The organism is Bacillus gaemokensis (assembly GCF_001590835.1).
GTDB lineage: Bacteria > Bacillota > Bacilli > Bacillales > Bacillaceae_G > Bacillus_A > Bacillus_A gaemokensis.
Genome location: NZ_LTAQ01000017.1, coordinates 33524 through 45636, shown reverse-complemented (window position 1 = coordinate 45636; position 12113 = coordinate 33524). Strand labels below are relative to the sequence as shown.

Here is a 12113-nt window from a genome sequence, read left to right as displayed (position 1 = left end):
GGAATTTTTTCTTCTTAGAGCCCTTAACGTTGTAAATCCGCGTAATGTTGGCGGGACCCCATTAGGGGTTAAGTTGAGAAAAACTAATGTTGTTTTAAGTATAATATCATATATAAACTAAATGTTATGTTTTTTGAACATTTCGTGAAAAGGGGTTATCCAGCCTTGATTTCAATTACTTTACATGAAGTTTTAAAAGAACAAAAAGTATGCATGATTTTATGAGAAAAGTAGGGAGACTTGTCAAAGGATAGGGAGACCAGAACCCGCGCCGCTCGGGCATTGCATAAAATTCTGCATACGAAATAAATTCGAAGATTGCGAGTAAACCAGTACCCATGCGGATTTCCTAGGGAATCCCACTTCCGATAATGCCTCATTCTGTCTCTTCCTTAACAAATCATGATAGTATGAAATTATAAAGAAATGAGAGGGATGAAAATGAATAATAGCTGGAATCGTTTTATATAAATGTTGAGTACCTGTTCATGATGTTTTCTTAATAGTGGTAGGTCAAAGGGTTTTATTTGTTGGAGTAGGGACAGGAGGAGATTTGGCTTTCTTTCCATTTGATTAATTAGATACAACAGCCATTGATTACTCAATGGAAATGCTGCAAAAGGCAAAAGAAAAGTACCCTGATAATCAGGTTAAATTCTTTCATATGGACGCACAAAATCCTCAATTCGATATTGTAGTCGCAAGTCTCATTTTAAGCGTTATACCCGATCCCAAAAAAGTTATGAGAGAGATGATACGTGTTTCCAAGCCAAAAGGACATATCGTTATATTTGATAAATTTGCCCCTGAGGATTAAAATTGTTTGCTAGGAAAAAGGAATATTCGTCATATAATAAAAGTCTTAGGGACAGATATAGGCATTTTTTTTCAAGATATGTATAGGTTAATTGAATACGAGTGCAAGCTGATTGAACAAGGTGACGTAATGATGAACGTATAAATGAAAAATTAAAAGAAGATTTAATAACATCTGTTAAAGAATATATTCGTTTTACAAAAGGAGTAAAAAAATTGTTTGGAAAACCGATAGATGATCCAGAAGTCCAAGAATTGGTGGGTAGATGGATGCAGCGAGCTAATGAATATCTCTATTCTGCAATGGAGCTTATGGATGAAGAAATGGTTAAAAATATCGATGAAATAGAAAAGGAAGAGTATCTAATGCCTGCATCTCCATTTACAGCGGAAGAAGAGGAGTGGCTAAAACAAGCTATGTATTACTATTTCATGTACGGTTCTAACGTTGATTAAGAATAAAACAGGACCAACAAATTGAGACTAAAATTTGTTGGTCCTGTCTATATATATGAATAATGTCTATTAATACTTATTGCATGATTTTCCCCCATTAAATGTACGCACCCCCGTGACCTAGCCTTAGCATGGTTTTTTTCCGAAATGCTGTCGGTACCCCATGTCTATCAAGCTAAGATTTCGAAGTATCCCAAAACGAAAATTTTATCTCTGTACAGTTGTTTCTTACAATTCAGCTCATTTTTTTCGTTTTAAGGAATAATAGACTTCTTAAATTGATGAATGCGAGGGAATTCGATTTCTTAACTTTCTCTTGATAGCGATATGTGTATTACCACGTATAGAACGGTACCTTTTATATATTTTCTGTCGTAATTTTAACTCCATATTCTTAGAAATTCACGATGATTATCTCGAAGTTTTTGCGCCAAAATGAATTTTTAAATGTTTTAAAAATTATTTTATAAAAAATTGTACTTTTGGGTAAGATTCTGTACTTTTGATTATAAATTAAAGATATGTTTCTATTAGTTTATTCTCGAAAGCGCTTTAAGGTGAGGTCTTTGAATTTTTTACTTAGCTTATATTCTTTTACTTACAGGCTATTTATATAGATTAGTAGTGAGAAAGGGGATAAATCCATGTTCTTAAGATAATTAACAAGAAATCACCTAATCACTATTGATTACTATCAGAATGGATTTTTATAAACATGTAAGGGGTGAGTTCGCAACCTTGATTTACACCAACAAACACATATTTTAATAAATGAACAGCAAAAAGTCTTCTCATATATTTATCTGATATTAAAGAAATCTATTAATGATTTTCTTTATCTATAGAGGAAAATAGAGTTAAAGATTCCTGAGATACCGTAAAATTGACAATGTATTTTTATGTAAACAAAGTATTTGCTGGTAAAGATCCTATTTTTTATAAAGGAAGTATTAAAGGGCTTGAAAACATTGAATATTGGGAGCATTATCAAGATACTGCAAATTCAAAAAAGAAAAGTATGTAACCAAGAAAGATATTCAGACTGTAATATGTCTGAATATCTTTCTTGGTGCTAGTGAAAATAAAGTTGATTACAATTAAAAATAGTGTCGTAAATCATGAGTTTTGGAACAAGCCTTTTTGTTTGTTTTATTAATATTAAGGGGGAAGTATTTACTAATGTTTAGAGAGAAAAGGAAAATCGGTATATTACTATCAGCAATGATTCTACTCTTGTCTATTGTCTTTGTGGGTTGTACACCACAAAATAATGAGCAGGCAGCTAAAAAAGAAACGAGTAATAAAGAAAAAACTCTCACTTTGTCTTGGCCGAGGGATATAGGAGAGGTGAATCCGCATGTTTACAATCCTTCGCAATTGATTGCACAAGCGATGATTTACGAACCATTGGTTAGCTATAAAGAAGGCGGTAAGCTGGAGCCAGCGCTGGCTGAATCATGGACAATATCTGAGGACGGCAAGGAGTATACTTTTAAACTTCGTCAAAATGTAAAATTCTCTGACGGAAACGCTTTTAATTCGAATATCGTGAAAAAGAATTTTGATGCGATTATGAAAAATGTGAAAATGCATAGCTGGCTAGGATTAATCAACATGATTGATAAGACTGAGGCAGTAAATGATTCTACCTTTAAAATCACATTAAAGCAGGCTTATTATCCAACATTGCAGGAGTTAGCGGTAGTCCGTCCAGTACGCTTTTTAGGTGAAGCAGGCTTCCCGGATGATGGTGATACTTCAAAAGGAGTGAAGAAACCTATTGGAACGGGCCCCTGGATGCTAGAGGAATATAAGAAGGATGAATATGCGGTATTTACTCGCAACCCGAATTACTGGGGTGAAAGTCCGAAAGTTGACAAAATCGTAATTAAAACAATTCCTGATGCAGAGACGAGAGTGCTTGCTTTCGAAAAAGGTGAACTCGATTTAATTTATGGAGAAGGCGCTATTAGTTTAGATGCTTTTAAACAATTAAAGGAGTCAGGAAAATATAAAACAAGTATTTCTGAACCTGTTGCAACAAGACAATTGGTTATGAACACGACAAAAGAGCAGCTTTCTGACATCAAGGTACGTTTAGCGCTTCAATATAGTTTTAACAAGCAAGCGATGGTAGAAGGAGTAACTTCTGGACTGGAAGAGAAGGCAGACAATATTTTGGCTCCAAACCTCCTATATACCAATATTAAAACAATGCCTATTAAGTATGACGTAGAAAAAGCGAAGAAGTATTTAGAAGAAGCAGGATGGAAGCTGCCATCCGGAAAAAGTGTTCGAAAGAAAGATGGTAAAGCATTGGAGCTTGAGTTGATGTATGATAAATCAAACCAAATCCAAAAGGCAATGGCAGAAGCTCTTCAAGCTGAGTGGGCGATGATAGGTGTTGAGCTGAATATTACTGGTGTTGAGCTGCCTGTTCAAGTAAAACGTTTTGGCGAAAATAATTTTGACTTGAACTTCTACAGTAACTATGGAGCTCCATATGATCCACATACCTTCCTTAACATTGTTTCAATGGACGGATTTGGATTCTCAGATGCTTTGTCAAACTTGCCAGTGAAGCAACAGCTTGATCAACAAATAAAAGAAGTATTTGCCTCGACGGATGAGAAAAAACGAAAAGAATTATACAGCTCTATCCTACAGACATTGCAGGACCAAGCAGCAATCGTGCCAATTTCTTATATTAAGAAAACAGCTATGTATCAAAAGGATGTAACTAGCTTTGAATTCCCGGCAAATCGTGATGATCATCCATTCACTGGAATTAACATTAATAACTAGGAAACGGCAGGAGGAGAAATAATGGGTAGCTATATTATCAAACGATTTCTTGCCATCATTCCTATTTTTCTCTTTGCCACACTTCTTACTTTTTTATTGATTCATCTGTCGCCGGTCGACCCTGCTGAAGCATATTTGGCAGCTGCTCATATTCAGCCGACAGCGGAGATGTTAGAACAGAAAAGACAGGAGTTTGGCCTAGATCAGCCACTGTTTGTGCAATATATTCAATCTCTTATTAAGATATGCCAACTTGATTTTGGTATATCCTATCTTTCTAACAAGCCAGTTTGGCAGGAGGTTGTGTACCGGATGCCTGCAACGATCCAGCTCGCCTTTAGCAGTATTTTCGTAGCTGTACTCGTTAGTGTGCCTATCGGATTTTTAGCTGCAGTGAGGAAAAATGGTGTCGTGGACCAGTTTAGTCGAGTTCTGGCTTTTTTCGGTGCTTCAATTCCGCAGTTTTGGCTCGGTTATTTATTAATTTATTTGTTTTCAGTGAAGTTTAATCTGTTTCCTGTGGAGGGAGCAGGAACATGGATGCACTTGATTCTTCCATCCGTAACATTGGCTTTGCCGCTCATTGCAATTTATACTCGTTTGCTACGCATTAGTGTGCTGGAGAATTTACAGGATTCTTATGTCTTGTATGCGAGAACAAGAGGCATTCATGAGCATATCATTATGGTAAAGCATGTATTGAAAATTGCAATTTTGCCGATGATTACGGGGATTGGGATGAATTTTGGAAAGCTATTGACTGGAACGATTATTGTTGAGTCCATTTTTTCATGGCACGGGTTTGGCCGTTATTTTATTGAGGCGATTTTTAACCGGGATATACCAGTCATCCAATGCTATGTGTTTCTTGCGGCCTGTCTATTTATCTTATGCAACTTAATTGTAGATATTTTGCAAATGCATATGGATCCGCGCATTTCTTGGAAAGGGGGAATGGACCAATGATTACGAGTATAAGAGGTGTTTTCAAACATCAAACCACCATCGTAGTCTGCTCATTCACTTTAATCGTTCTTTTTATGCTTACGATTTTGGCTCCGTGGATTTCTCCGCATGATCCAATTCAAGTGAATTTAGCATTAAAACTAAAGCCACCTTCTATGGAATATCCATTAGGTACTGATTATTTGGGGCGATGTAATCTGTCCCGTCTTTTACATGGTGCTCGGATTTCCTTAGGGATTGCGTCTTTAATTTTTATTTCTTCCTTAGGGATTGGTTTGCTTATCGGAACATTTGCCGGTTATAAGGGAGGCTGGATTGATCTTGTATTGATGAGATTTTGCGAGGGAGTAATGGCATTCCCAAATCTTGTGCTGATTCTTGGACTCGTAGGGATATTCGGTCCTGGGATGAAACAGGTGATTTTAGCAATGGTGCTTGTGCAGTGGGTGTATTACGCTAGAATGTTCCGAAGCTTAGTGCTTAGTTTAAAGGAGCAGAATTTTATTGCGGCCGCGAGAATAAACGGGGCTTCGCACTGGAAAATTATTAGGCGACATATTATCCCAAATGTCCTTCCTCCGATTTTCGTGATGGGGACACTCGAAATGGGGTGGGCTATTATGGATATTTCTGCCCTGTCGTTTCTAGGACTTGGTATTCAGCCGCCCACACCGGAGTGGGGTGCTATGATTCACGAAGGAAAATCATATATACGAAGCAATCCGGAGTTAATGATATATCCAGGTGTAATGATTATGCTCGTTGTTATCACTTTCAATGTACTAGGAGAAGCTTTATCAGATCGCTTTGGAGTAAAACGAAGTTTTTAAAAAGGAATGAGACAATTGATAGAAAAACAGCATAATGTTTTGGTGGTAAGTGACCTGTATGTAAAGGTGAAAACTTCCACTGAAACAATTCCCTTAATACAGGGCATCCATTTTGAACTAAAGCCTGGGCGTGTGCTCGGACTTGTTGGAGAAAGCGGAAGCGGCAAGACAGTTACTTCCTTGTCACTCCTGCAACTGCTAGACTATAAAACAACGAGTATAGAAGGTAGCATACAATTGCACGGCAGAGAGTTAAATGGACTAAGTGCGAGGGAGATGCGGCGTATTCGCGGAAAAGAGATTGCTCTTATTATGCAAAACCCAATGAACGCTTTTACCCCTGTATATACAATTGGCAACCAATTCATTGAAACGATTCGCACTCATACCGCTTTAACAAAGAAGGAAGCATTTGAACTGGCTGTTGCCTCTTTGCAAGACGTGAATTTGCCAAATCCTTCAGACATCATGCGAAGATACCCATTTCAGCTAAGCGGAGGAATGCTGCAGCGGGTAATGATTGCTATTTCCTTGTGCCTGCGGCCATCTGTAATTATTGCTGATGAGCCAACAACAGCGTTAGATGTAACAAACCAATTGCAGGTGCTGCAGCAGTTGGATTTTATTCGTTCGGAATATGGTACGTCTATCCTATTAATTTCTCATGATTTAGGAGTTATTTCAGAACTGGCTGACGATGTCATTGTGATGCAGCGCGGAAGAATTGTAGAAAAAGCGGACGTTTATCAGCTATTTGATCATCCACAGCATGAGTATACGAAAAAGTTGCTTCATGCTCGACCGACGCTGCAATTTAACGAAAGATCTCAGGATTTTCTAACATTATTGAAGTAGCATTATTATCTTAAAAATAGGGAGTGAGCCCATGAGTTTACTGCAGGTTAAGGACGTAACGCATATGTATGGTTCCTATAATTTGTTTGGCAGAACGGATCAACGAAAAGAGGTACTTTCCAACGTTTCTATTTCCATAGAGCCAGGAATGTGTCTCGGTCTTCTCGGAACGAGCGGAGCTGGGAAAAGTACGCTTGGAAAAGTAATCCTTGGATTGGAGAAACCGCAAAAGGGACAGGTTCTGTTTCAGGGACATGATTTTTATAACACAGACCGTACCACCCGTAAACGGCTTCGCTGCGATCTTCAAGTAGTGTTTCAAGATTGCTACTCTTCGGTAAATCCACGAATGACTGCGGAACAAATTATTATCGAACCGTTACAAAACTATGAAAGAATGTCCCGAGATGAACAGAAGCGGACTGTTGGAGAGTTACTAGAAAGAGTTGGTCTGAATCGTGAGGACATGAGAAAGTACCCTTATCAGTTTAGCGGAGGACAGCTGCAAAGAATTAATATTGCGAGAGCGATTTCCTTAAAACCGAAGCTAATTGTATTAGACGAGGCGGTAAGTGGTTTGGATATGGTCAACCAAACAAACATTTTAAACTTGTTGAGTGAGTTGAAGTCAGCTTTTGGTCTCTCATACCTTTTTATTACACATGATATAAAAGCTGCCTATTCTATCTCTGATGCTTTGGCTGTGATGGAGAAAGGGGAAGTAGTTGAACTATGCGAAAATGAAGATCAGTTTTTTACCTCGCGGCACCCCGCTGTGCAAACTTTGCTCTCGTCCATTCTTTCCGAGCATCCCCGTTACCGTTCTCTTTCTGGAGAGGGCATTACTCCCATTCTCTGGCATGAGAGATGAAGGAGGAAAACTATGAATCATCGATCCTATCTTACATTAGCCATTCCCTTGATCATTTCAACTATAACAACCCCTTTATTAGGGGCTGTAGATACAGCAGTTGTCGGGCAGCTGCCTGAACCTGCTTATATTGGGGGAGTGGCTGTAGGAACCATCATTCTTAATACGATGTATTGGTTATTTGGTTTTTTGCGAGTGAGTACATCGGGCTTTGCTGCTCAAGCGTATGGAGCAAACGGTGATATGCAAGGGGTTTTAGCCCTAACAAGACCATTTGTAGTGGCAATTGTAGTAGGGAATATTTTTATTCTTCTGCGGCAACCTTAATATCGGAAATAATGGCCTTTATGATAGGTATCATCATTATATGGAAGGCTGTTCCTTTTACATGTAAGCAGCTTCCTTTAAAAGAAATTTTTAATCTTGCTTCGTTCAAAAAAATGATTAGCGTTAACCGCGATTTATTCATAAGAACATTTTGTTTGTTAACCATGTTTAATATGTTCACAGCGAAAGGGGCTTCCTTTGGAACAGAGGTTTTGGCAGCAAATGTTGTTCTTATCCAAATTCATTACATCATGGCTTACTGCTTTGACGGATTTGCGAATGCTTCTAGTATTTTTGTAGGAAAAGCAATTGGGGAAAAAGATAAACAATTGTACAAAAAGACACTTTCACTATCGTGTCAGTGGGCGATCTTTTCGTCCTGTTTTATCGCAGGTATTTACACCTTGTTTGGTCATAATATAATTACACTATTTACGAGTGTACCAAGTGTTATTGAGTTGGCAAACAGCTATGGAATATGGATTACGCTATTCCTTCTTTCGGCAAGCTTTGGAATTATTATTTATGGTATTTTTACAGGAACAACAGAAGCAGCACCCATTCGAAACTCGATGATTTTGGCATTGATTGCTTATCTCGTTGCTCAATTTATCGCAGTGTCTAGCTTTCAAAATCACGGCTTATGGTTCGCCTTTATCGTATTTAGTATAGGACGTTCTGTATTTTTAGTAATGTATATTCCAAAGTTAAATAAAAGGCTATTTTCGGTTCAAGCGTAGAATACTAAAACACTTTACAATTATGGAGCCTGACGCATGTCATGTCACCTTAAAATTCCCTAATTCTTAACAAGCTGTGGATACAGTTGGAGCGGAAGAAAAGGCAGAGATAGCATCGAAGCTTTACCTATCGTAGTTAACCACATCGTCTTAATACAAGAAAAACGCTATTCATTTCGTACAATTATTAATGGTCTCACCAAATGGGGTCAGACCACTGTAGAATCATAGAGATAGGAAGCGCTTTTTATAGCTATTTCAGATCTGTATCAAATAAACAAATGAATGTAAAGGCTGTTTTTTCTTTTTATTAGGAATATAATTAAGGGAATTTATGGGAAAGGAATGTTGCCACATATGAATAAACAGCAAGAATACTGGAATGGAGTAGCAAATGAAAAAGAATTCACGACACCTTTTCAACTTGACTTATTCTCAAAGTATGTAAATAAGGATGCACCATTATTGGACTATGGCTGCGGGTACGGAAGAACATTACTTGAATTAAAAAAACAACAATTTACGAATCTATATGGTGTGGATTTTTCGGAAGAGATGATTAAACGAGCTAAATCAAATGATGTGGTTATTGATTTTAATATTGTTAAAAGCGGAAAACTTCCCTTCCCGGATAATTTTTTTGATTCAGCTTTATTATTTGCAGTTCTAACCGGTGTACATCTAAATCAAGAACAGGATTCTATTTTAAATGAAATTAAAAGGGTATTAAAACCAGAGGGTATTATTTATATTAATGATTTTTTACTAAATGAGGATGAAAGAAATAAAGCACGCTATGAGCAGTATCAGGATAGGTATCGTACATATGGTGTATTTGAATTACCTGATGGGGCTGTTTTGCGACATTATAGTGAAAAGCGTGTAAAGGAATGGACAAAGCATTTCGAGAAATTAGAGTATGAAAAAGTAGAATACGTAACAATGAATGGTAACCGTTCTAACGGATTAGTGTATATAGGTAGAGTAAAGAAGTAGAATAACTTCATTGTAATGTACTTATAGTGAAAAACAATTAAAAAAGTCTATTTATATGCAATTTAAAATATCCAAAAAATAAAGAATACGTTATTCTTTCTGTAGAATCATAGGAAAGGATGGCGTTTTTTGTATGTCTGTTTCTATATCTGACGAGTTACAATTATTTGCACAGGAGATTCAGAGTCTTTTATCTCCAAATATCTTACAGAACATTGCTAGAGATGTTGGGTTTGTACAGCGAGCTAGTAAGTATCAAGCAAAAGATCTACTATCTTTATGCGTATGGATAAGCCAAGGGGTAGCGAAAACTTCCTTAACCCAACAAGCATCAACAGCAGTACTTATCAGTCCTGAAGGACTGAATCAACGATTTAACGTTACAGCTGTGCAGTTTTTACAGCAAGTATTAGCCAAACTTCTCGACCGAAAATTATCTTCATCTATGCTTCTTTCTTCTCCATATACTTCTATTTTTAAGCGTATTCGTATCTTAGATTCAACCGCATTTCAACTTCCAGATGTATTTTGGTTCTGGTGCAAAAATGTTAGTTAGAAACATAGAATAGCAATTTCCTCTACATTTCTATCTTATGAAGCTAAGCCAAACAATTTATGAATAAATTCCTTCTGTTTTTGGACGGACTTGTCCGGTAAAACCACTTGTCCTTTTTTCATCATATGCATGGCTTCAACACCACTCAATATAGAGATTGCTGTTTTAAATGATTTTAATCCTAACATAGAACGAACTCGCCTTTTAATAAACCGGTGGTCTTGTTCTACTATATTATTGAGATATTTAACTTGCCTTAGTTGTATGCCTTCAGGCATATGTTTCTCTTCTTTCAACTCTTGAATCGCTACAGGATAGGCAGGGTTCTTATCTACTGTTATTACACGAGGTTTAGAAACATACGAAAAAGCGCTTGGCTGCTTTTTTATCTCTTGATTTACTTAGATAAAAATCAATGGTATTCCCCTCTGAATCAACTGCACGATATAAGTACATCCATTGACCTTTTACTTTAATATAAGTTTCATCGACTCTCCACGAGTCATTGGTTGATTTAAGATGACGTCGAATTCGCTTATCTAATTCAGGACCGTATTGATGAACCCAACGCATAATGGTTGTATGAACCAAAGATAATCCCCGTTCATATAGTTAACATAAGATAAATTATCGGTAGTTGATTTCATGAAAATATTCTGTCTCAAAATCAAAAGAATTGTTATCTTATTGAGATGAAATGGAAAATTGTTGGATTATTATAGATCCACATCACTCTATGTTTGATTTTTTGAATTACTAGGTTTATATATAACTATGAATAAAAAAACACTCACATCTCAAAATGAAAAGTATTCTTAGTTTTTGAGATGTGAGCTGAATTTTGAATCTTACCATCAAATGAATACAGGATAGAATCACATTTCAAAGCTTAATCAAACAAAGTATTTCGGATTTTATCCGCACCTTTATTTAGTAATTCACTGTACCCTTCTGTCTCTATGATTTGTTTAAGCATCTGTTCATTCCGTTTATTATCAAGCTTTAGCTCATTATTTAATAGACCGAACTTTTCTTTTATCAGCCTATTGACTAGATTTATGTCTATTTGCTCTTCTTCTTGGCTTCCTAACAAGAATACCAGATAATACATCCAAATCTTAGATGGATCGCCACCCTTAGGATTCAACAGAATTTCTTTGTATCCATCCCCAAAGATGTCTTTTACAAAACGCTTTAATCCTCTAATGTGTATTACTCTTTCATTAAACAATCTTACATATCTATCTAACACTAGTTTGATCAATTCATGATCATAGTCTGGATATAAGTGTACATCTTTACTTAGTACTTTATTTAGTACGACAGAATGCCCTACACCTTCCCAAATCTTGGTGTTGTCCATATCTTTTGCGGTTCTGATGCAAAGATAAAATAAAAGAGAATATAGCGCATATATTTCTAGCGGAATTGTATTTTATGCTGTTAGCCCAAACAATTGATGGATGAATTCTTTCTGGTTTTGAACAGTAAAATAAAAGAGAATATAGCGCATATATTTCTAGCGGAATTGTATTTTATGCTGTTAGCCCAAACAATTGATGGATGAATTCTTTCTGGTTTTGAACAGACTGATCCTGTAAATCAATCTGTTCTTTTTTAATCATATGCATGGCTTCTACTCCTGCAAGAATGRATGTAGCTGTGCCAAAAGACTTGAACCCTAACATAGAACGTAYACGTTTCTTAATAAAACGATGATCTTGTTCCACTATATTATTGAGATATCTAACTTGTCTTAGCTTTATGCCTTCGGGCATATGTTTTTCTTCTTTTAACGCTTGAATTGCTACAGGATAGGCAGGGTTCTTATCTACTGTTATCACGCGAGGTTTAGAAACGTACGAAAAAGCCAAGGCTTTCTTGAAAAAGCACTT

Annotated in this window: 10 protein-coding genes and 3 pseudogenes; 10 read left to right on the top strand and 3 right to left on the bottom strand. The window is 36.6% G+C overall.

Annotated features, from left to right (window positions below):
• Positions 1-604 precede the first annotated feature (604 nt).
• The 10 genes and pseudogenes from AZF08_RS31310 to AZF08_RS15815 form a co-directional block, all read left to right on the top strand.
• Positions 605-817 carry a class I SAM-dependent methyltransferase gene (locus AZF08_RS31310; protein ID WP_051725912.1) on the top strand — a complete coding sequence of 71 codons (213 nt, stop codon included), beginning with the start codon at positions 605-607 and terminating at the stop codon, positions 815-817.
• Between the two features lie 215 nt (positions 818-1032).
• Positions 1033-1272 (top strand): hypothetical protein, encoded by a 240-nt coding sequence (locus AZF08_RS15855; RefSeq protein WP_051725910.1) that lies wholly within the window; start codon positions 1033-1035, stop codon positions 1270-1272.
• 1179 nt (positions 1273-2451) lie between these two features.
• Positions 2452-4077, top strand: coding sequence for a nickel ABC transporter substrate-binding protein (gene nikA / locus AZF08_RS15850; RefSeq protein ID WP_033679009.1), 1626 nt, complete (start codon positions 2452-2454; stop codon positions 4075-4077).
• Positions 4078-4098: 21 nt separating this feature from the next.
• Positions 4099-5043, top strand: coding sequence for a nickel ABC transporter permease subunit NikB (gene nikB / locus AZF08_RS15845; protein WP_033679008.1), 945 nt, complete (start codon positions 4099-4101; stop codon positions 5041-5043).
• Entirely contained in the window at positions 5040-5873 is an 834-nt protein-coding gene (nikC, locus tag AZF08_RS15840; RefSeq protein ID WP_033679007.1) for a nickel ABC transporter permease subunit NikC, read from the top strand. The genes nikB and nikC overlap by 4 nt, the downstream gene beginning before the upstream one ends.
• A 15-nt stretch (positions 5874-5888) precedes the next feature.
• Entirely contained in the window at positions 5889-6728 is an 840-nt protein-coding gene (locus AZF08_RS15835; protein WP_033679006.1) for an ABC transporter ATP-binding protein, read from the top strand.
• 31 nt (positions 6729-6759) lie between these two features.
• Entirely contained in the window at positions 6760-7599 is an 840-nt protein-coding gene (gene nikE / locus AZF08_RS15830) for a nickel import ATP-binding protein NikE (RefSeq protein ID WP_033679005.1), read from the top strand.
• A 12-nt stretch (positions 7600-7611) separates the two neighbouring features.
• Positions 7612-8666: pseudogene (locus AZF08_RS15825) on the top strand (MATE family efflux transporter).
• Positions 8667-9023: 357 nt separating this feature from the next.
• Entirely contained in the window at positions 9024-9662 is a 639-nt protein-coding gene (locus AZF08_RS15820; RefSeq protein ID WP_033679010.1) for a class I SAM-dependent methyltransferase, read from the top strand.
• A gap of 133 nt (positions 9663-9795) precedes the next feature.
• Positions 9796-10191 (top strand): annotated as a pseudogene (locus AZF08_RS15815) (IS4 family transposase); the annotation flags it as partial.
• Between the two features lie 62 nt (positions 10192-10253).
• Here the strand turns inward: AZF08_RS15815 and AZF08_RS15810 are convergent.
• From AZF08_RS15810 to AZF08_RS31305, 3 genes and pseudogenes are all read right to left on the bottom strand, one after another.
• Positions 10254-10824: pseudogene (locus AZF08_RS15810) on the bottom strand (IS6 family transposase); the annotation flags it as partial.
• A 283-nt stretch (positions 10825-11107) separates the two neighbouring features.
• Complete coding sequence (locus tag AZF08_RS15805) at positions 11108-11581, bottom strand: hypothetical protein (protein WP_063177309.1); 474 nt, start codon at positions 11579-11581, stop codon at positions 11108-11110.
• A 172-nt stretch (positions 11582-11753) separates the two neighbouring features.
• On the bottom strand, positions 11754-12113 hold a 360-nt coding region (locus AZF08_RS31305), incomplete at its 5' end, for a DDE-type integrase/transposase/recombinase (protein WP_235604061.1).

Coding starts and splice junctions, on each gene's coding strand:
- AZF08_RS31310 (WP_051725912.1), top strand. CDS start 605: ATGGAAATGCTGCAAAAGGCAAAAGAAAAGTACCCTGATAATCAGGTT.
- nikA (WP_033679009.1), top strand. CDS start 2,452: ATGTTTAGAGAGAAAAGGAAAATCGGTATATTACTATCAGCAATGATT.
- nikB (WP_033679008.1), top strand. CDS start 4,099: ATGGGTAGCTATATTATCAAACGATTTCTTGCCATCATTCCTATTTTT.
- nikC (WP_033679007.1), top strand. CDS start 5,040: ATGATTACGAGTATAAGAGGTGTTTTCAAACATCAAACCACCATCGTA.
- nikE (WP_033679005.1), top strand. CDS start 6,760: ATGAGTTTACTGCAGGTTAAGGACGTAACGCATATGTATGGTTCCTAT.
- AZF08_RS15820 (WP_033679010.1), top strand. CDS start 9,024: ATGAATAAACAGCAAGAATACTGGAATGGAGTAGCAAATGAAAAAGAA.
- AZF08_RS15805 (WP_063177309.1), bottom strand. CDS start 11,581: ATGGACAACACCAAGATTTGGGAAGGTGTAGGGCATTCTGTCGTACTA.